Genomic DNA, 19,989 nt, shown 5'->3' on the forward strand with positions numbered 1-19,989 from the left:
CTGCTTATCAAGCTATTCAACAAGCCCTCTCTATTCATGGCTCCCTTTTTTCCCCTAGTTGAGCAATTACAATAAATATTATGCAATATTCTCACATTGATAATGATGAATGCACTTATTTACTATTGTTTTCAATTTTAGCAATAAAACGCTGCGAAGGTTTTACCTTCGGGGACAAATTTAAAAAAAGTGATTATTTGTGAGGGACGACTAGGCATCAAACTGATGAAATAAATCGGAGATTTGCCACGGATTGAGCATTATGCAGCTCCGATAAATCAAGCTTTCCTAAATATTATCAATCACGCGAGCGATGTTTTAGAATAGTCAGCGCAACAGTTGTAATAGTTGCAATCCATTAAATTTAAATTTGTGATTTGGATTGGCACTGAGGTGGTTGATACTCAGGGGATTTATAGTGAGGTTGGTGATAACAACAATATGGCAATTAGCAAAAAAATATGTCACAGCGCCACTTTCTGCTCCCTTGTGGGTTGCCAGAACCAGCCATCTCGTCAATAATTCCTCTCGGCTATCGGATAATTGTAGAGCAGAAAAAAGGAGAGTTAAAGTGTTTATTGCAAGCTGGCAAAGGTACTAAATTTCGGATATAACTTCCGCTGCGACACAGTTAATGAATAGTATTTAGCGTTAGTGGATGCGGGTTTTTGAGATAGTTGATTTTAGCATGAGATTGTTGGTGACCCCGCCCCTACAGGGACTGCAAAATAATTTAAAAATGTAAAATTTTGTATATAAATTAACCGAACTTCAGGAAAATAGACGATAGTTGATATGCAAGAGATTTTAAGCGTCCGCGAAAACAAATTTTAATCAGGAAATAAAATGGTAGTAGCAGCACCTGTTCAATCCGGCAGTCAGTCGATTTTTCAAACTCGCTACGACAACTTTATCGGCGGTAAGTGGGTAGCGCCGGTGAAAGGGAAATACTCGGAAAACCTGTCTCCAATTACAGGAAAATCAATTTGTCAAGTTCCCCGATCGACCGCCGAGGATGTAGAATTGGCACTGGATGCCGCCCACGACGCGAAAGACAAGTGGGGTAAGACTTCCCCAGCAGACAGGGCGCGGGTTTTACACAAAATTGCCGATCGAATCGAAGAAAACCTCGATCGCCTCGCCATCGCCGAAACCTGGGACAACGGTAAACCAATTCGCGAAACCCGCCTCGCAGACATACCGCTGGCGATCGACCATTTCCGCTACTTCGCAAGCTGCATCCGAGCTCAAGAAGGGTCGATCGGCGAACTCGACGGAACCACCGTCGCCTACCACTTCCACGAACCCCTAGGCGTCATCGGACAAATCATCCCCTGGAACTTCCCGATATTAATGGCCGCCTGGAAACTCGCCCCAGCCCTCGCCGCCGGCAACTGCGTCGTCCTCAAACCAGCAGGCCCCACCCCCGCCTCAATCTTGGTACTGATGGAAATCATCGCCGACTTAGTACCAGACGGCGTTATCAACGTCATTAACGGGCCAGGCGCCGAAATCGGCAAAACCCTCGCCACCAGTCCTCGGATTGCCAAAGTCGCCTTCACCGGCGAAACCACCACCGGCAGGCTAATCATGCAATACGCCTCCCAAAACGTCATCCCCGTCACCCTAGAACTAGGCGGCAAATCCCCCAACATTTTCTTTGAAGATATCTGCGCCCAAGACGACGAATTCCTCGACAAAGCAGTCGAAGGATTAGTCATGTTTGCCTTCAATCAAGGCGAAGTGTGCACCTGTCCCTCCCGCGCCTTAATTCAGGAGTCAATCTACGATCGATTCATGGAAAGGGCGATCGATCGCATCCGCCAAATCAAACAAGACAACCCCTTAGATCCGACAACCGCCCTCGGCGCGCAAGTCTCCGTCAACCAGATGGCAAAAATCGCCGAATACGTCAAAATCGGTCACGCCGAAGGCGCAGAATGCCTGGTTGGCGGCGAAAGAAACATCTTATCCGGCGACTTGCAAGACGGGTATTATTTCCAGCCGACAGTCTTCAAAGGAAACAACAAAATGCGAATTTTCCAAGAAGAAATCTTCGGCCCAGTATTAGCAGTCACCACCTTCAAAGACGAAGCCGAAGCATTAGAAATTGCCAACGATACTCTCTACGGTTTAGGTGCCGGAGTTTGGACTCGCGACATCAACACCGCCTACCGCATGGGCCGCGCCGTTCAAGCAGGCCGCGTGTGGACAAACTGCTATCATTTGTATCCCGCGCACGCAGCATTCGGCGGCTACAAATCATCTGGAATCGGTCGCGAAAATCACAAAATGATGTTAGATCACTACCAGCAAACTAAGAATTTGTTAATCAGCTACAGCCCCAAAGCTTTAGGTTTTTTCTAAGGTTTTAGTCATTGGGAAGGAAGAAAGAAGAAAGACAAACTTCAAGGATTCGTCAACTCCTTCTTTCTCTCTTTCCTCTCTTTCTCTGCGTCCTTTGCGCCCTCTGCGGTTCATAAAAAAATCTCATTCATAAACCAAATAAAATTGCTACACAAACAGACTGCAATGGAAACTGCAAAAGTTACCGCAACAGAATCCGCTTTAAAATTAATTAACTATCTCAAAACTCAACACGGAGAATTGATGTTTTACCAATCCGGCGGCTGCTGCGACGGTAGTTCCCCCATGTGCTTTCCCGATGGCGAATTGATAATCGGTGATGGTGACATATTGCTCGGCGAAATAGGCGGTTGTCCCTTTTATATTGCAGCGCAGCAATACAAATATTGGCAGCACACGCAGTTAATTATAGACGTGGCAGCGGGGCCCGGAGGTAGCGATTTTTCCCTAGAAGGGCCGGATGGAGAGCGTTTTATTACTCGTTCTCGCTTGTTTGCCAATATGAATTAACCGGTTTTTTAAAATCCGAGCGCTTATGGAGTAGGATTAAATGAACCGCGAAGGCGCTAAGAACGCAAATGAAGAGAAAGAAGAAGATGCAGTTGTTGCTTCGACTACAAACGTATTTCCTCAATAAAGGAGATACCAGCGAAAATGCCATTTTAAAAGACTTGAGTGCTACGAACTCGCTGATTTTCGCTGAGTAATGTCATTGTTTCAACGAAGGTTATCAGTGCGTTATCTTCGGTTTTAGTTGCCCGAAAGCAAACTGTTTCCTTGCCTGCATCCCAAACGATCGCCGAAAAATCCGAATAACTGCTAGAAGACAATTTCAGAATCCGTTCTTCAAATTCCCCTTGAAAATTAAGCTGCCGGCGAGAACCATCTGAAAATTTATAATTATTAACTTGTTGGTAGTGACTTCCCTCAATCAAGATGGTAAAATTACCGAAGAAGCTGCGAGAAAAATGTCCGCGAGTATCAGTCTTAATAAATGCACCTTGCCAAGTACCAATATGACGGGTAAAAATCTCAGGAACTTTATCAAAATCGGGAGAGTTGAGAGGGTTGACGGTATCTTGACGAATTACAGGAGCGTTACTCATTAAATCAGCCTCCACTTTGTTTACAAAACGCGATCGAGTAAAATGCTTTTTTCTGAAATACCCGATTTCTTCAAAAAGTCGGGTATCTGGGTATATTGATGATTTTTTATTGGGCTAACGACGACCTATTTTCAGGCTCATTTCACGGCTAGTGCGTTGATATTCATGGACAATAGGTAATCTTTCAGCTTGAAAATTTTCTAGCGCTTCGGCAATATTAGCACTATCTCTGAGATGTTTTGCTAAACACAGACCATCTTCCCAACCGGAAGTCATACCTCTAGCGCGTGTGGAACTTTTGGCGTGGGCCGCATCTCCAATTAAGATAACACGACCATCATAGATTTTTGGCAGGGGGTCAATGTCATAGGAAAAACGACAGAAAATATTTTCCACAGGGGTTGATTCAATCACATTTCGCGCATCATCTGGGAGTTTTGCTAGTTCTTGGGGAGGAATGGTAATATTATTAGGTTGTAGTTTCCCGATTTCGGAGTCTGTGCGCTCTTTTTCAATAAAGAAACCCCAATGAGTGCGACCTCCACCAATGTGAAAGAAGTTGGCATAAATTCCTCGGCCGCGTACATAAACAAAAAAGTTTCCTTCTGGACAGAAGCTGCGATCTTCGACTATTCCTCGCCACACAATATCGCCTAAATAGAATAGTTCAACACCTGGAACTATATACTGACGAACCTTTGAGACGATTCCATCTGCACCAATTAAAAGATCGCCTTCCCATTTACTGCCATCTTTGAAGTGGGCGATCGCACTGTGTTCGGTTTGGGCGATCGATGCTAATTCTGCATTAAAATGAATACAGTCAGGGGGTAACTTGTCGAGGAGTGCTTCTAGAATAGCTTTGCGGTGTACCAGCATTCCTGGGAGTTCATTTTATTCGTAGGTGACGGGTTCGGAATTGATGACACCGCCGCGGAGGTTGCGAAACTCGAATAATTTAACCGGATCGCCTGAGTGGATAATTTTTTAGGTGATTTCAGGGTTGCCTTGATGAAGTGCTTGCATACCTGCTTGTACGATCAGGATACCACAGCCATCGGTGCGCGGATGGGGTGCTTTTTCAAACAAGTCAACTTGAAACCCTTGTTGAATCAGCAGAATTGCCAGATAAGCTCCTGATGTTCCGGCGCCGATAATACCTATCCTGCTTTGGGACGAAACCATTTGTGCTTCTCCTGATTTAAGATTGCCGATCGGTTCTCAACTATTATTGTAATTAAGGAAAATCTAATTTGCGCGATCGCCCAATTGCGGGTTTAGTTTATGTTGATAGCGACAGATTTCAAGCTGTCGCTAAAATCAGTATCTAAGCTGATGCAGGATTAATGTTTAATTGATGACTTCAAAATTCACGCACTCAAAAGTTAAGACTACTTTAAGCTTGAGTATTTTTAATGAGAGCCACTTCAATTTTGTCACCAGCCTTTTGACTCACTTGTGCGCGCAAACCCGGCCCAAAAAAAGTAGCTATTTTGTCTTGCTTTTCTTCCCAGACTTCGATCGGCATTAGTGGCGAATAAAACTCTAGAATTAACCCATAAGCACCATCAACATCAACTTCCCGCAACCCTTGCAGGAGGGGCCGTTCCTCGTCTGTCGGGGCCAGGCCCAAGCGCTCCAAAGCATCATCTAAGTGCGCTTGTTGGCCGTAGCGAAATCGGGTGACATCTTTGCGGACTTGGTTTTGAGTATCTGTCGCCTGACTTTCTCGCAGGAGGAGAACTTCAGCAGAGGTAGGTTCGGTGAAATCCACTGGTTCGAGTTCGGCCGCTTTCAGGGCCAAACCTCCCAGCAACAGCGGAATTCCATAAAAAAAACCGGCTAGGTTCAGAGTAGGTCTGTCTGTGAAGTAGGCTCCGAAACCGACTGCTGCTATAATACCGCCCACAACTAAGGCTAGGTTTGCTAAAGAAATTTTACGTAACATATTAGTGAGGTAAGTAGTCGGACAGAAATAATATACTTTAATTATTATCTGTCAAAAAGTCTTGAATAAATTTAGTTTTTTTGCCAAAAGACCTGTAAAAACTGCTAGCATCTATGAGCGCGGGAGCGGTGTGCATCCACAGTCTTGTCTCTAGGTTCAGAAGCTTATCCTGCCGGACTCGCCCGGGCACGCCATCGGTAAATATCCGTGTTAATTGCGCGGCGTTGGTTCCAGAAGGCAATCGAGATCGGCAGTATCATCAAAGTATACAGAGTGGCGATCGCGATCGACACTCTTGCCCTTTCAACCATTTTTCGGACATGATTAAAGACGAAGACAAACAAACTGCTGGAGCAAACAAGGCGGTTTTGGAGCAGATTAACTCGCTCAAACGCGAAGATGAAAGGCTTTATAATATCTTAGCGATCGATGTCTGGGCCCTAGCCAAGACGATGGATGAATATCAACCGGGATTTTGGGCTGCTTTTATGAAAAACCGGGAGAAGGCCCTGAAGCGATTTTTAGCTGGAATGATGAAAAATAAACCCGCAGATACCAAACGTCCGCCTTTTTTACGTTAAAATGTGGCTGGAGTTTGGCTGAGGTTTTGATGTACAATCAAACTATAACACAGACTCAAAAACCATGAGCAGGTTCATCACTTCCCCTATAAAAAAAGTGAAGGATTTGCCCAAAAAGGTAGGTCGGTGAATTAAGAATCTCCGTCTGTTCGCAGAGGAGAATGTCAAATATTTTTGTTAATAGTAGCAAAGGCAAAAAACCATGGATGCACAAACAATCAAAGAGCGCGTAGCAGAGATCGAAGTCAAGCGGGAATCCCTCGTGCGGCTGTTAGATCGATCGGACTTGGGAGCCCTGAGAATAGATGTGAGTCAGGCGATCGAAGAAATTGACGATCTCTTAGAAGAATTCAAGCGCACTTTTAACAGTTGACAGTTGACAGTTGACAGTTGACAGTTGGCAGTTGGCAGTTGTTAGTTGTCGCGCATTTAATCTGCATATTTCGGTGTATTAAAACTTTTAGGGCGCGCAAGATGCCCGCCCTAAAAGTTAAAATTAAATGCATTACAGCTTAATAGCTAACAAGAACTGACAACGACTAACTGCAAATTTGACCAATAACCACTGACAACTGTCAACTGCAAATTTGACCAATAACCGCTGACAACTGTCAACTGTCAACTGTCAACTGACTAATTCATCACCATATCCATCAAAATTTGCTGAGAGCTCACTTCCGGGCAATTAGCAGGTGGCCGCCGCTGAGAGTAGTGTCCCCCAGACTGCAAATCCCAAGCTTGGCGGTTGTCCGCCAGCATTACTCCCAAAATTTCTTGCAATTCCTTGGCAATTGTCGGATCTTCCACTTGAACTATCGCCTCAACCCGTCTTGTGAGATTGCGCTGCATCCAATCCGCAGAACCAATATACACCTCTTCATCCCCACCGTTGAAAAAATAAAACATCCGAGAATGCTCTAAAAAGCGACCGATAATACTGATAACTCTGATATTTTCGCTAACACCCTCAACGCCGGGACGCAAACAGCAAATCCCCCGAATAATCAAGTCAATTTTAACTCCCGCCTGTGCAGCTTCGTACAAAGCAACAATGATTTGAGGGTCTACTAAAGCGTTCATTTTAGCGACAATGCGGCCGCAGCTACTGATACCGCTTTCGGCCTGCAAGCGGCAGAATTCTGCCTCACGCCGGATTAAAGCTAAAAATCGATCGCGCATATTGACCGGTGCCACCAATAATTTGCGATAAGATACCTGTCGGGAATAACCAGTCAAATAATTAAACAAATCCGTCAAATCCGATCCCAAATCCTCGCGACAACTCAACAAACCCACATCGGTATAGAGTCCGGCTGTTTTGGGATTGTAATTGCCGGTGCCGATGTGGACATAGCGGCGGATATACCCTTCCTCGCGACGCACTACCATCACAATTTTGGTGTGGGTTTTGAGTCCCACCAAACCGTAAACTACGTGGACTCCCGCTTGTTCTAACTTGCGAGCCCAATTAATATTATTTTCTTCGTCAAACCTAGCTTTGAGCTCTACTAAAACCGCTACCTGCTTGCCGTTTTCCGCTGCTTGAATTAAGGCGCTGACGATCGGCGAATCACCCGAAGTGCGGTATAAAGTCATCTTAATCGCTAACACGGAGCGATCGTGCGCCGCCTCAGTAATAAACCGCTGTACCGTCGCAGCAAACGAGTGATAGGGATGGTGCAGCATCAAATCCCCCTGCCGGATGGTGGTGAAAATATCCTCGCCCTCTTCAGCATCCAACCTCGATTTGTCTAAAATCCTTGCCGATTCCGAGTTCCGCAATCGCGGCGGCACAACCGGAGTCCAAGGCGGGTCTTTCAGTTCCGGCACCGGCAGCCCCACAAAAGACATCAAATCCTTGAGGCCTAGCAGCCCCTCTACGACGTAAACATCTTGCTCACCGATATCCAGCTCCTCCATGAGCATATCTCGCAGCGCAGGCGGCATAATCGCTTGAATTTCCATCCGCACCGCAGAACCTCCAAACCGGCGCTTGCGGAGCTCCTGTTCTATTGCCAGCAGCAAATCCTCTGCCTCATCTTCCTCCACCGTCAAATCGGAATTGCGAGTAATGCGGAACGGGTGATATTCCTCTACGTCCATCCCCGGAAACAAAGCTTCTAAATTGTGGGCAATCACCTGTTCTAGGGGCACGCCAGTCCAAACAGGAGATTTGCCCCTCTGCTGCCACTGCAAATCCCCCGGCAGCGGCACAAACCTCGGCAAAACCTGCGGTACTTTGACGCGGGCAAACAATTCTTCCCGGGTGTCGGGGTCCCTGACTACTACTGCTAAATTGAGGCTGAGATTTGAAAGGTAGGGGAATGGGTGACTGGGGTCAACTGCTAGGGGAGTGAGTACGGGAAATACTTGTTCTTTGAAGTAGCGGTGCAAGTAATTGCGCTGTTCTTGATTGAGGTCAATGTAGTCAAGAATGTAGATTTCGCTTGCTGCTAGTTTCGGCCGCAGGGTTTGCTCAAAATACGAGTGCTGCTGAGTAACCATCGGCAAAAGCCGCTTGTTCAGGGCATCTAGCTGTTGTTGGGGGGTGCGGCCGTCGGAGGTTAATTTGCTGACTTTTGCGTGTACTTGTTGTTTGAGGGCGCCCACGCGCACCATAAAATATTCGTCTAGGTTGGAGCTAAAAATAGCGAGAAATTTGAGTCTTTCTAAGAGGGGCGTGCGGGGGTCGAGGGCTTCGTGGAGCACGCGGTTGTTGAATTCTAGCCAGCTTTGTTCTCGGTTGAAGTAGTATTGGGGGTCGCTGAGGTTGATTTCAGTGTAGGTTTTGGCGGGGGTCTTTTTTGGCTTGGGCATGGTTTGAGGGAGTCTTTGGGAGGCTCTGTTGATCGCATCTGTGAATTAGTATCGCAGGTTAAACTATTTGTTCGCATCTGCTTTTGGTCGAGCGCTAAAACCTTGAATTTAGGCAAAACTTTCAACTATTTTTCTAGGATTACCACGAAATCCTCAATCATCACATCAAAAGTTCGAGCCAACTTGTGGACTGCTGCAAAGTCAACCATTGCCATCCCCTGAGAACGAGCATAATTGCTAATCGTACTGTAGCCCACGCCCGATCGCTCCGCAACTTCCTTGAGCGTCCATCCCTTCTCGGCAGCCAACTCTCGAACCCGCAATCTGACTAAGCCTTTGCTCATATTCACTATTTACAAAATTTTGGATTTAGTATAATATATCAAAAAGCGATCGCCCCCGGTCTGCAAACTAAAGACGATCGCCAGTTAAAATTAATCCCGACAGATAATTTCTGTCGATCGCACTTAGCAGAGATAGATTTAGCTACCACCACCAGATGCAACTACAATGATATCAGAAAATCAGCTAAGATCGTCAGCGATCGGCGCATCAAAAATTATTCACAAATCGTCGATCGTCAATCCGCGATCGAGATTTGTCACCGAAGAAACAGTGGCACTCCTGTTCAACATCTCACCTGAACAGATATACCGGATCGATTGCTGCCACAACGTGGTGTATGTTCATGCCAAAGGCCTCAGTCGATTTGTCAGCTACGCTGATTTCCCCCCAATCCTAGAAGTAAAACCGCCCTGTGCGCAAGATTTTGTCGCCTGGTACAAACGCTGGAAACGGACACAAGCACCAGATTTTTGGACTAAATTCTATATGTATAACTTCAAAGCCGCTGTTTCAGTTGACAGCTTGCTTGAGTGGGGCAAATTAGTTGCTACAGTTAAATCGGTAATTTCTGCCTCAGCGCTGCAACAGCTACGAGATGTTTACGCTCAACAAAAAACATTGATGGAAAATTTTTAAAGCAGTCGGCGCGAGTAAACCCGCGATTGTTTGCCACCAGCAAAATCAATGTAAGGTGCGCTTCGGCGCACCCTACGAAATAGAGATTCTACTCAAAACTCTTCTTTACCTTCCAATCCCCACATATTGGAAACCAGCCGCTTCTAAAGCCTTCTTGTCTAAGAAATTGCGGCCATCAATCATCACTGGATGATTCATCAACTTCGCCATTTTATCGTAATCTAAATTGCGAAACTGTTCCCAGTCCGTCACCAACACCAAAGCATCGCAACCGTCGGCCAACCTTTCCGGGTCAGTTTCTACCAAAACTCCCGACAAACCGTGACGCATCCCAGTTTGAGAAACGATCGGATCGTAAGCTTTAACTTTCGCTCCCAACCGATTCAAATTCTCGATTAAAATCAGCGCTGGAGCATCCCGCAAATCGTCAGTATCCGGCTTGAAAGTCAAACCCAAAAGTCCGACAGTTTTACCTTTGAGAATCTTCAAAACGTGCTGCAACTTTTCAATAGCAATGAACCGCTGGCGTTCGTTAACTTCCACTGCTGCTTTCAGCAAATGTGCCTCGTAGCCGTAATCGTCAGCAGTGTGAACTAAAGCTGAGACATCTTTGGGGAAACAAGAACCGCCCCAACCAATGCCAGCTTGCAAAAACTTGTTGCCAATCCGTGAATCTAAGCCGATACCTCGGGCAACTTGACTAACATCTGCACCGACGCGATCGCAAATATTAGCAACTTCATTAATAAAGCTAATCTTCGTAGCCAAAAAAGCATTAGCTGCGTACTTAATCATCTCCGCTGAACTGATATCAGTCATCACCACAGGAACCTCCGGCAAAGACTGATTTTCTGCAAACTTGCGATCGACAATCGGCCGGTATAACTGTAGCATCATATCCATAGCCCGCCGAGAGTTGCTGCCGAGAACAATGCGATCGGGATTAAAAGTATCGAAAACAGCACAGCCCTCCCGCAAAAACTCCGGGTTGCTAACTACATCAAATACCACACCTTTTTTTGCGGCTACTTCCTCACCCGTAGCCGCATCATTAGTTTGAGCTTTTTGACGTTCCGCCAAACCGTCGAGGACAATCCTCCGCACCCAGTCCCCGGAACCGATGGGAACCGTAGATTTATTGACAATGACTTTGTAATCGCCGTCGAGGTGAGCTCCAATTCCACGAGCAACCGCTTCCACGTAGCGAGTATCGCTTTCCCCAGTAGGCAAAGGAGGCGTCCCCACGGCAATAAACAAAATGTCCCCGTGAGCCACTCCGGCTGCTAAATCCGAAGTAAATTCTAGATTGCCAGACGCAGATCCAGAGGACATTAATTCAGACAGTCCGGGTTCAAAAATAGGCGACTGTCCAGACTTCATTAATTTAACTTTTTCTTCGTTGTTGTCTACGCAAATCACGTGGTGGCCGATGTGGGCCAAACAAGTGCCGGTGACTAAGCCAACATATCCTGTACCGATGACGCAAACATGCATACAAATGTCCTCAAAGTTAGTAAAAAAATCAGATAGGAATTGGTAATCGCAAATCGAGAATTTGGAATTGGGAATAAGGAAGATTTTTTCTCTCCCCCACTCTCCCAGTCTCCCCCTCTCCCAGTCTCTACTTTTGGTTTCCCTCTATGCGAGCGCGAAAATCCTTTATAGTCAACTCTAAACCTTTATCAAGTGGCACAGTTGGCTCCCACCCCAACCAATTTTTAGCACGAGTAATATCCGGTTGTCGCTGTTTTGGATCGTCTTCTGGCAGCGGTTTAAAAATAATTTCTGCCCCTGGATTAATCGTGTTTTGAATTTTTTGTGCCAGTTCCAATATAGTGTATTCGCCGGGATTCCCCAAATTCATCGGTCCGATTTGGTCGCTATTCATCAAACGAATAAATCCTTCCACCAAATCAGAAACGTAGCAAAAACTCCGGGTTTGGGAGCCGTCGCCGTATACAGTGAGCGGTTGATTCCGCAAAGCTTGAGCAATAAAATTGCTCACTACTCTACCGTCATTTTCCAACATCCGGGGGCCGTAGGTATTGAAGATTCGCACAACTCGAATGTCTACCCCATTTTGACGATGGTAATCAAAAGATAAGGTTTCAGCTACTCGCTTCCCTTCGTCATAACACGATCTGATCCCGATACAATTAACGTTGCCACGATAATCTTCTGTTTGTGGATGAACGTCAGGATCTCCGTACACTTCGGAAGTGGAAGCGAGAAAGAATCTTGCTTTTACCCGTTTGGCCAATCCCAACATATTCATCGTGCCGATGACGTTTGTTTTAATTGTCTTGACAGGGTTGTACTGATAGTGTATTGGGGAAGCGGGACAAGCCAGATGGTAAATCTGATCTACCTCTAACCGAATAGGTTCCGTGATGTCGTGGCGGATCAGCTCAAAATACGGGTTGTCCAGCCATTTGAGGATATTGCGTTTAGTCCCGGTGTAAAAATTATCCAGGCAGACTACCTCATGTCCTTGGGCCATTAAGCGATCAATTAGGTGAGAACCGAGGAAACCCGCACCGCCTGTGACTAAAATTCTCATTGTGGAAACTGCCGTTCTGTTTAGGGGTAGGACTGGAGTACAAAAATTCAGTCGCTCGAATGAAACTTTCTAATAGAATAACAAAATTGCGATCGACAATGTAAAGACTTATGCGTCACTTTTATAAAATCTTTAATTAACTTAGCATTTTCAAATACTTGGAACAAAGTGCTATAATTCGCAAATGTCGGTAGCAATTTTTATTTAAGCTTTAATATTTCCGAAAAAACACTCTTGACATTAGTTAGGTTATTTGTTAGTGGTTATTGGTTATTTGATGACTTCGGTCTGAGGTTGGGCGATGCGCTAGGGGATAGCTGCGCTTCACGGGCTTATTTGAAAAAACCAGGGTCGACTTCTCTGAAAAGCTATAGGAGAGAAATTATGTCGATTTCGGCAATAGAATGTCTGCCACTTTCAACCCTGCGTTGCACTCGTTCAATTGCGATTTCTGGAGATTGCAGCCCGAACTAAATCAGGTTGATTGTCTAGCCTTTAGCTTTACAGTTTCTCAAGAATCGACCAAAGTTACGATCGCCTAAAGTGGTCTCGAAGGCGAAATCGGTGCCAGAGTCTGATAAAGTTCGCAGTCTTTGTATCATTAAGCGTCCTGCGAGGATGGCGACTGACTCTGGCTTGAATTGGGACATTCCGGCGGCGATCGCATCTGCATTTACATATTCAAAACATTCTAAAAAATAGGGTAATAATCTCGGAAAAACTGTAGTTTTACTTTAACCGTTAGGACTGCCAATAATGTAAATATTTGGTCTAATAGTAAGATTAATTTTATAGCTTGTCTCTTAGCCTCCCTCTGCTGGGACGAGTGTTTGTGTAGGATTGGTTTCAAGCGCCGAATACTCAAAGGGATAACTAACTATCCCTTCCCTCCCAATGACATCTGAACCCAGCGGCGGAATAGTTCGACAGTAATACAGTAGCAACCATCAACTTCTCGAACCACATCGTGGCGTTCGAGAGTTTTTAGTGCTTCCAGTAAACTTGTCTCATCCATCTCTGTTTCTTGACTCAGCCTGTCGAGATTCATTCCTTGTAAGTGAGGTGCTAAGGCTTTTAAAATCTCCTGTTGTCCCGATGCGCCTTGCGCTGCTTGACCCCAAACTCCTGTAAAATAGTAGCGACCTCGGGTGAAGAATTCTGTGTCGTTGATGACAGTTGCTACGTCTTCTAGTGTAAACATTGGATCGCGGGGGCGTCCCATTTCAAATACTCGATCGTTGTAGAGGCGGACTAACAGAAATCCTACCAATTGCGTGAGGTAGGGTTGGCCGTGAGTTAGTTCGTAAATGCGATCGAGGGCTTCTGGTTTGTAGTCGAGGAGAAAATCATCATCGGGATTGGCTAAAACTTGGCGAGTTGCACCAAGACTCAGGAAACCTACTCGGATGGGGATAATGCTAGCAAAAAAAGGATTGAAATAATCCTCTGTCATTTCATCTAAGGTGTGCAATCCGGCAAAAGCAAAGGCTACTTTAGAACTCATTTGCACCATCCCTCGCAAAAAACCGATAAAACCTCGATCGATGTTCCCAGCGTCTATCAATTCTTCAATTTTTTCAAACTCGTCTAAAGCAACGATCAATCCACTTTCTACATTTGCTATTACTTGTTCGATGTAGCGTCCAAAAGTGACATAGGGTAAATCGAGTAAATCGCGATCGGCAGGAGGTGGAATCTTGACGGTTTTGGCAATGGCATCGGTGATGAATATTAGCAGTTCGCCGACTCCTTGAGAGCAATCTCCTACCCGCAGCAAATTGACATAAGCCACCTGTACTTTTGAGCCTAAGCAGTTGCTAGCATTCAACAAAATCGAAGTTTTTCCCATGCGCCGATGACCGTAGAGTGCCACAGATTGAACCGGATTGCCTTTTACCCACACCTCCTCTAGGTCTCTGATGATGTCTTCGCGGCCGACAAATAGATTGCCTTGGACTGGATCGCCAATTATATAGGGGATACTGACTGGTTGAGTAATGGAAATATCTCCGATTTTCCCGGTCACTTGCAGTAATATTTCTTGCCATTTTTGGGCAGTTTGAATAATTAAATTTCGTTCACATTTTGGTATAATATCTGGACTATCGAGGATAGTTTCAAGTTCGCCTAATGCTCGGTTGAGGGCAAGGGAACGGGCAGAACGAGATACGCTATTCTGGACGACTTGAACCTCGGCAATTACCCGCCGTAGAGAGGCAATTGCTTCCCAAGTAGTCTCACGCAGCAGAGGTGGATTGGGGGAAGCAGGCAGCTTCAGGGAAGCAATCTCGGCTAGTTCTGCTGTTTGGTGAAAATCTGTGAGAATCTGCGCTAAGGTAAACATCTCCTCTCCATAAAGCAGATCTCGCACTACAGCGAAAGCCTCTGTAGCTTTATCTGGTTTTTGCTCGTGGAGATACCAGAAACCAGCGGCAGAGGCACGGGTAGGAGTATTTAAACGAATTTCTGTTTGAAAACGAGCTTGAATTTGTTGTGGATAAGGTAGCTTTAAGAACAAACCTTTTACTGCTTGTGACTTCATTACTTCACCCAGAGAAGCTGAGGCAAAACGCACCAAATCCCAATCATAAGGATCTTCTGATAATTGAGCGACGCGATAGATGAGTTGGTCTTTTGGTGTCTCTGCCAGTACACGATTTACAGCTTTAACAATAGGGATAAACTGAAGGGTAAATCGTAGTAATTGGTTAATGTTGTGCAATCCTGTTTCCCAATCCCGCCTCAGCCAATTACCTATTTGAAAAGACAGGTAGGGAAGGGGAAGTGGGGTAGTGTGGGGAAATTGTCTATTTTGCTGTTGACGCTGGAGTAAGGTAAACGGTAAAGCGAAAAGCCAATTTTCAGGACGTGGGATCGCCAAGGCGGACGCCACGCCCAACGTCACGCCGAACGCCACGAAAAACGCCAAGGCGGACGCCAAGGCGGACGCCGCGCCGGGCGCCGCGCCGAACGCCTCGACAGACGCCAAGGCGGACGGCACGCCGAAGAACACGCCGAAGAACACGCCGAACGCAACGGCGGACGCCACGCCGGAGGCCACGGCGGACGCCACGTCGAACGCCACGCCGGAGGCCATGCCCAACCCCACACCGGAGATCACGCCCATCCCCACACCCAACCGCACGCCCGACGCTATGCCCGACGCTATGCCCAACCCCACGTCCGATGCTATGCCCGACGGCACGCCCAACCCCACGCCCCACGCCACGCAGGACCCCACGCCCGACGCCAGGCCGGACCCCACGCCCAACACCACGCCCAACACCACGCCCAAGGCCACGCCGAACGCCACGCCGAACAAAGAGATAGAAATGCCTATTTCCTCGAAAAATCTACTCAAGCCTACGGGGATAACAATGATTAACATCAAGGCTTGTAGAATTAACTGACGCTGGACAGAATTTTGACGCAACCACTCCCACTTTTCTCGCCAGGTTTTGGCGTCTTGGAAATTAGATTCACCACCAAAGGTAGACTCATACCACCGCAAAGCTTGAGGAAAGAAAAACACCCAATATAACAATCGCAGGTAATCTAAAGGATTCCACAAAGAAAGAGGGCGCTTCAGTTTGGGAGCTAAATCTAACCGAGGAACGGGGCGATCGTTTTGAATCATAAATAGGTGGGGATGAATAAACAGGACTTACGCACGGGTGGTGAGAAACCGGGTTTTTTACCGAATCTGCGATTCTCTAACGAAATATTTTCGTAAAAAACCCGGTTTCTGGGCCCCCATGTGTAAGTCCTAGTTGATATAACGGGCATAAGTTTGATAGCACAACTGCATCAATTTCTGAGGATAGCCGCCACTTTCAGCAATTAACCCCGCAATTTCTGCCTGAGTAAAACTCACGGGCTGAGCAACAGGTGTTAACCAGTCAGCCTGGAGGCGACTAGCAATAAATTCACGGCAGATTTTTTCATCCCATTGCTTCAGATTTTCCTCAATGCAAATCCCTTGGAAAGGAGATTTTTTATCTTGACTATCAGGAAACAGGGTATCGAGAGAGGTGCAGGCGGCGACAACTAGACGCAAAGGTGCGTCACTTCCATAGGCCAAACCCCGCAATTGGCTGCGTACTTGGTTAGTAAATCCATCCCAGATCATGTTTTCGACTTCATCTAAAAGCAACAGGAATCGGAATTGGGGCGAATCTAAAGCCCGTGATAACTCAGTGCCCTTTGCTTTCTCGATACCCGTTAATCTGCACAAAGCACCGTAAAAGTCATTTTCATCGTAAACATCTTCTAAGTTTAGGTAAATGGGTTTGCGAGGCTCACGGAGTTGAATTGGTGCTTCTCGGTAAATGGCTTGTAGCAGAGAACTTTTGCCGATCGCTCTTTCGCCAATGATTGCTACGCTACTGCCACTATTGAGCAGATCAAATACCGTTCTAATTTCCCGTTTTCTACCAAAGAAAAATTGCGGTTTGTCTATCCTGCCACTTCGAGGGAAAAATGGATTATTGTAGTTGATATTTGGTTGTTCTACTTCTGCGGTTGGATTGTCATTTGGTAAAGGTATTTGGGGCGATGTGGTTGTATTAAGATTTTTAATTTCTTGCCAATCCAATCCTAAAGTATTGCAAATTGCAACAAAATACTGGGGCTTGACACCCTTTTGGGTGAAAAATTTATGAACTGTTTGAATATCGATACCTATCGTTTGACTTTTGTCTTCCCCCATCACAACACGATCAGCTAAGTTTTGGCGACTCCAGCCTTTGTCGGTGAGAGCTATTTCTGCTTTTTCGATTCCTGCGTCAGATGCTTTGAGCGATCGCCCTGCCATAGCTAAGTTACGAACGTTTTAACTATTGTAGCAAGCGCTCGCCAACCAAACGCATCCTAAACGCATACCAAACTCATACTCACTGAAACCTATACACAGGCTGACTTTCAAGCTTTTACTCTTTAAGATTAAAACATATCCAATAAGAAAGTAGCAATTATGAAAGCTAAACCAAATATGACACCTGCTAAACCCAAATCTACCAAAATGACTCGTAAAAACACTTTTCCTCAATCTCCCTCTCCTTTCCAGTACGTCTTCGCCACTGTTATCTGTATTACCTTCTTTTCTGGAGGGGTGTCTTTCTGGATTAGTACGGAAGATCGGCCATCTCCGCAACGAGAGCGCATTTTTGAGACTTGCAATAGCACTTGGAATATGGGTGTGGGTGCGATTTTCGGACTTTTAAGTAGTAAGGTAGTTCAAGATAATGATGATGATGATGATGATGAGTAATCTCTGATAGTTTATTTGCAAAAGGGCGATCGGCCTTCATGTCCAAAAGTGCGTGAAGCGTAGTTATCCCGTCGGGAATCGCTCTTAATCTAACTTCCCTAACTCTTTGTATTTATCTGGATTTAAACAGTCCTGAACGCACTCCGAGAAAGAAACCGGGTTTTTTACCGAATTTACGGTGTGTAACGCGTCTTTCGGGAAAAAAACCCGGTTTCTGGGCCCCCACAGGGACGGGCAAGATGCCCATCCCACAAGAAAACAAACTCTTTGTGGAACAGACATCTTGCCTGTTCTAGGTAATCGCCAATAACTACAAGAAAAATGACTCTTTGTGGAACAGGCATCTTGTCTGTTCCTGACAAAAGGCCACACAGATTACGAATCTCGATCGAGCTTCAGCACAGCCATAAAAGCCTCCTGCGGCACATCCACAGTACCGACAGACTTCATCCGCTTCTTACCCTTCGCCTGCTTTTGCAGCAACTTCTTCTTCCGCGAAATATCACCGCCGTAACACTTCGCCAACACATCCTTCCGCAAAGCCGGAATGTGCTCCGAAGCAATCACCTTCGCACCAATTGTTGCTTGAATCGGAACTTTAAATTGATGGCGAGGAATCAACTCCTTCAGTTTTTCCGTCAACCCGCGACCCACATTGTAAGCCTTATCCCGGTGTACGATCATCGCCAAAGCATCAACCGGATCGCCATTAATTAAAATGTCCATTTTCACCAACGGATTTTCGCGATAACCGATGAGGTGATACTCCATGCTCGCATAACCGCGCGATCGCGATTTCATCTGGTCAAAAAAGTCAGTCACCACCTCCGCCAAAGGCAACTCATAAACCAGCGTAGTTCGGCCTTGACTCAGATACTTCATATCCATAAAAATGCCCCGCCGACTTTGAGATAGTTCCATCAGCGCGCCCACATAAGTTTCTGGCGACAGCATTTCTACCCGCACATAAGGTTCCTCAATTTTCTCGCGATACTGAGGATCGGGCAAGTGGCTGGGATTGTCGATTGTTAACACTTCCCCTTTAATTGTTGTGATTTGATAAACCACAGAAGGAGCCGTAACAATCAAATCCAAATTGTATTCTCTCTCCAGTCTTTCTTGCACAATTTCCATGTGCAGCAAACCCAAGAAACCGCAGCGAAAACCAAATCCCATCGCACTCGAAGTTTCCGGTTCGTAAGAAAGCGCCGCATCGTTGAGTTCGAGTTTTTCTAAAGCTTCCCGCAAATCTGGAAATTGGTCAGCATCGATCGGGAACAAGCCGCAAAAAACCATTGGTTTTGCTTCTGTATAACCCGGCCAAGGCTCCGGTGCTGGCTTTTTGACCAAAGTAATCGTATCGCCAACGCGAGCATCAGCTACTGCTTTAATTGCCGCGCCCAGATAACCAACTTCCCCCGCGTGCAGTTCGTCTACTTGAACTTGAGTCGGTGAAAGGATGCCCAATTCATCGATGACATATTCCTTACCCGAAACCATCAACAAAACTCGATCGCCCTTTTTGACGCTTCCGTCCATCACCCGGAAATACACAATTACCCCCCGATAAGGGTCGTAATAACTGTCAAAAATTAGCGCCCGCAGCGGTTTATCAACAGTATCCTGCGGCGGCGGCACCAATTCGACGATCGACTCCAAAATCTCATCTATACCAATTCCTTCCTTAGCCGAAGCCTCAATCGCCCCGCTACAGTCCAGACCGATAATTTCTTCAATTTCCCCTTTTACCCGTTCCGGTTCTGCCCCCGGCAGGTCAATTTTATTTAAAACAGGAATAATTTCCAAATTGTTTCCCAAGGCAAGGTAGACATTTGCTAGGGTTTGTGCTTCCACGCCTTGAGATGCGTCTACCACCAGCAGCGCCCCTTCGCAAGCAGCGAGCGATCGCGACACCTCGTAAGAAAAGTCCACGTGTCCGGGAGTGTCGATCAGATTCAGCACGTACTCCTGACCGTCCTTGGCAGTGTAATTCATCCGAGCCGCTTGCAGCTTGATCGTAATGCCGCGTTCGCGTTCGAGATCCATATTGTCTAAAAACTGCTCCTTCATCTCCCGTGCCTGCACAGTCCCAGTCGCCTGCAACAGGCGATCTGCCAAGGTCGATTTTCCGTGGTCGATGTGAGCAATAATCGAAAAATTACGAATGCGAGATACAGGGACGTTAGTCATGTTTTTTATCGAAGAGCTAATCGGCAAAGGATACTTTTTGTTGTATGATTACACAAGCAAGAGTAGAGTGCTTACTTCAACCTCTTACTGGGGATTGAGATGAAACCACAACTGAGACAAACCTCAAGAGTATCAGTTATTACCCTTCAAGTGTCCGGGCTCGGTCGGAC

Annotated in this window: 17 protein-coding genes; 6 read left to right on the forward strand and 11 right to left on the reverse strand. The window is 46.1% G+C overall.

The window, feature by feature from the left end:
• The first annotated feature begins 846 nt into the window (after window positions 1–846).
• Both exaC and QUA42_RS21175 read left to right on the forward strand, forming a co-directional pair.
• Window positions 847–2,367, forward strand: a complete 1,521-nt coding sequence (exaC, locus tag QUA42_RS21170; protein ID WP_333139793.1) for an acetaldehyde dehydrogenase ExaC — start codon at window positions 847–849, stop codon at window positions 2,365–2,367.
• 165 nt (window positions 2,368–2,532) lie between these two features.
• Complete coding sequence (locus QUA42_RS21175; RefSeq protein WP_333139795.1) at window positions 2,533–2,877, forward strand: DUF779 domain-containing protein; 345 nt, start codon at window positions 2,533–2,535, stop codon at window positions 2,875–2,877.
• A 152-nt stretch (window positions 2,878–3,029) separates the two neighbouring features.
• On the opposite strand, the gene QUA42_RS21180 is transcribed toward QUA42_RS21175, so the two are convergent.
• The 4 genes from QUA42_RS21180 to QUA42_RS21195 all read right to left on the reverse strand — a co-directional run bounded on the left by QUA42_RS21180 (window position 3,030) and on the right by QUA42_RS21195 (window position 5,421).
• A complete protein-coding gene (locus QUA42_RS21180) occupies window positions 3,030–3,473 on the reverse strand; it encodes a hypothetical protein (protein WP_333139797.1) in 444 nt (147 codons plus the stop codon).
• Window positions 3,474–3,587: 114 nt separating this feature from the next.
• Complete coding sequence (locus QUA42_RS21185) at window positions 3,588–4,352, reverse strand: FAD-dependent monooxygenase (protein WP_333139799.1); 765 nt, start codon at window positions 4,350–4,352, stop codon at window positions 3,588–3,590.
• Between the two features lie 108 nt (window positions 4,353–4,460).
• Entirely contained in the window at window positions 4,461–4,658 is a 198-nt protein-coding gene (locus tag QUA42_RS21190) for an NAD(P)-binding protein (RefSeq protein WP_333139801.1), read from the reverse strand.
• Window positions 4,659–4,869: 211 nt separating this feature from the next.
• Window positions 4,870–5,421: a DUF2854 domain-containing protein gene (locus tag QUA42_RS21195; RefSeq protein ID WP_333139803.1), complete on the reverse strand. Its 552-nt coding sequence runs from the start codon at window positions 5,419–5,421 to the stop codon at window positions 4,870–4,872.
• Window positions 5,422–5,741: 320 nt separating this feature from the next.
• Here QUA42_RS21195 and QUA42_RS21200 point away from each other — a divergent pair, with 320 nt between their 5' ends.
• Entirely contained in the window at window positions 5,742–6,002 is a 261-nt protein-coding gene (locus QUA42_RS21200; RefSeq protein WP_006632500.1) for a hypothetical protein, read from the forward strand.
• 202 nt (window positions 6,003–6,204) lie between these two features.
• The gene (locus QUA42_RS21205) at window positions 6,205–6,375 is read left to right on the forward strand and encodes a hypothetical protein (protein ID WP_333031883.1); all 171 of its coding nucleotides are present in this window, start codon (window positions 6,205–6,207) and stop codon (window positions 6,373–6,375) included.
• 260 nt (window positions 6,376–6,635) lie between these two features.
• Here the strand turns inward: QUA42_RS21205 and ppk1 are convergent, their stop codons facing one another.
• Entirely contained in the window at window positions 6,636–8,819 is a 2,184-nt protein-coding gene (ppk1, locus tag QUA42_RS21210; RefSeq protein WP_333139805.1) for a polyphosphate kinase 1, read from the reverse strand.
• Between the two features lie 125 nt (window positions 8,820–8,944).
• Window positions 8,945–9,163, reverse strand: a complete 219-nt coding sequence (locus QUA42_RS21215) for a helix-turn-helix domain-containing protein (protein ID WP_006632503.1) — start codon at window positions 9,161–9,163, stop codon at window positions 8,945–8,947.
• Window positions 9,164–9,329: 166 nt separating this feature from the next.
• Here QUA42_RS21215 and QUA42_RS21220 point away from each other — a divergent pair, with 166 nt between their 5' ends.
• A complete protein-coding gene (locus QUA42_RS21220; RefSeq protein ID WP_333139807.1) occupies window positions 9,330–9,800 on the forward strand; it encodes a hypothetical protein in 471 nt (156 codons plus the stop codon).
• 105 nt (window positions 9,801–9,905) lie between these two features.
• Here the strand turns inward: QUA42_RS21220 and QUA42_RS21225 are convergent, their stop codons facing one another.
• From QUA42_RS21225 to QUA42_RS21240, 4 genes are all read right to left on the reverse strand, one after another.
• The gene (locus QUA42_RS21225) at window positions 9,906–11,294 is read right to left on the reverse strand and encodes a UDP-glucose/GDP-mannose dehydrogenase family protein (protein WP_333139809.1); all 1,389 of its coding nucleotides are present in this window, start codon (window positions 11,292–11,294) and stop codon (window positions 9,906–9,908) included.
• A gap of 127 nt (window positions 11,295–11,421) precedes the next feature.
• Window positions 11,422–12,360: a UDP-glucuronic acid decarboxylase family protein gene (locus QUA42_RS21230; protein ID WP_333139811.1), complete on the reverse strand. Its 939-nt coding sequence runs from the start codon at window positions 12,358–12,360 to the stop codon at window positions 11,422–11,424.
• 877 nt (window positions 12,361–13,237) lie between these two features.
• On the reverse strand, window positions 13,238–15,997 hold the full coding sequence (locus QUA42_RS21235; protein WP_333139813.1) for an ATP-binding protein: 2,760 nt from the start codon (window positions 15,995–15,997) through the stop codon (window positions 13,238–13,240).
• A gap of 129 nt (window positions 15,998–16,126) precedes the next feature.
• Window positions 16,127–17,173 carry an ATP-binding protein gene (locus tag QUA42_RS21240; protein ID WP_333139815.1) on the reverse strand — a complete coding sequence of 349 codons (1,047 nt, stop codon included), beginning with the start codon at window positions 17,171–17,173 and terminating at the stop codon, window positions 16,127–16,129.
• A gap of 159 nt (window positions 17,174–17,332) precedes the next feature.
• Between QUA42_RS21240 and QUA42_RS21245 the strand changes: the two genes are divergently transcribed.
• Entirely contained in the window at window positions 17,333–17,629 is a 297-nt protein-coding gene (locus QUA42_RS21245; protein ID WP_333139817.1) for a hypothetical protein, read from the forward strand.
• A 375-nt stretch (window positions 17,630–18,004) separates the two neighbouring features.
• Here QUA42_RS21245 and lepA read toward each other — a convergent pair whose 3' ends face one another.
• Entirely contained in the window at window positions 18,005–19,819 is a 1,815-nt protein-coding gene (gene lepA, locus QUA42_RS21250) for a translation elongation factor 4 (protein ID WP_006632512.1), read from the reverse strand.
• Between the last annotated feature and the right edge of the window lie 170 nt (window positions 19,820–19,989).

Source organism: Microcoleus sp. Pol11C2 (assembly GCF_036701505.1).
Classification (GTDB): domain Bacteria; phylum Cyanobacteriota; class Cyanobacteriia; order Cyanobacteriales; family Microcoleaceae; genus Microcoleus.

Excerpts from the sequence above, each read along its gene's own strand:
- exaC (WP_333139793.1), top strand. The coding sequence starts at position 847 with ATGGTAGTAGCAGCACCTGTTCAATCCGGCAGTCAGTCGATTTTTCAA.
- QUA42_RS21175 (WP_333139795.1), top strand. The coding sequence starts at position 2,533 with ATGGAAACTGCAAAAGTTACCGCAACAGAATCCGCTTTAAAATTAATT.
- QUA42_RS21180 (WP_333139797.1), bottom strand. The coding sequence starts at position 3,473 with ATGAGTAACGCTCCTGTAATTCGTCAAGATACCGTCAACCCTCTCAAC.
- QUA42_RS21185 (WP_333139799.1), bottom strand. The coding sequence starts at position 4,352 with ATGCTGGTACACCGCAAAGCTATTCTAGAAGCACTCCTCGACAAGTTA.
- QUA42_RS21190 (WP_333139801.1), bottom strand. The coding sequence starts at position 4,658 with ATGGTTTCGTCCCAAAGCAGGATAGGTATTATCGGCGCCGGAACATCA.
- QUA42_RS21195 (WP_333139803.1), bottom strand. The coding sequence starts at position 5,421 with ATGTTACGTAAAATTTCTTTAGCAAACCTAGCCTTAGTTGTGGGCGGT.
- QUA42_RS21200 (WP_006632500.1), top strand. The coding sequence starts at position 5,742 with ATGATTAAAGACGAAGACAAACAAACTGCTGGAGCAAACAAGGCGGTT.
- QUA42_RS21205 (WP_333031883.1), top strand. The coding sequence starts at position 6,205 with ATGGATGCACAAACAATCAAAGAGCGCGTAGCAGAGATCGAAGTCAAG.
- ppk1 (WP_333139805.1), bottom strand. The coding sequence starts at position 8,819 with ATGCCCAAGCCAAAAAAGACCCCCGCCAAAACCTACACTGAAATCAAC.
- QUA42_RS21215 (WP_006632503.1), bottom strand. The coding sequence starts at position 9,163 with ATGAGCAAAGGCTTAGTCAGATTGCGGGTTCGAGAGTTGGCTGCCGAG.
- QUA42_RS21220 (WP_333139807.1), top strand. The coding sequence starts at position 9,330 with ATGATATCAGAAAATCAGCTAAGATCGTCAGCGATCGGCGCATCAAAA.
- QUA42_RS21225 (WP_333139809.1), bottom strand. The coding sequence starts at position 11,294 with ATGCATGTTTGCGTCATCGGTACAGGATATGTTGGCTTAGTCACCGGC.
- QUA42_RS21230 (WP_333139811.1), bottom strand. The coding sequence starts at position 12,360 with ATGAGAATTTTAGTCACAGGCGGTGCGGGTTTCCTCGGTTCTCACCTA.
- QUA42_RS21235 (WP_333139813.1), bottom strand. The coding sequence starts at position 15,997 with ATGATTCAAAACGATCGCCCCGTTCCTCGGTTAGATTTAGCTCCCAAA.
- QUA42_RS21240 (WP_333139815.1), bottom strand. The coding sequence starts at position 17,173 with ATGGCAGGGCGATCGCTCAAAGCATCTGACGCAGGAATCGAAAAAGCA.
- QUA42_RS21245 (WP_333139817.1), top strand. The coding sequence starts at position 17,333 with ATGAAAGCTAAACCAAATATGACACCTGCTAAACCCAAATCTACCAAA.
- lepA (WP_006632512.1), bottom strand. The coding sequence starts at position 19,819 with ATGACTAACGTCCCTGTATCTCGCATTCGTAATTTTTCGATTATTGCT.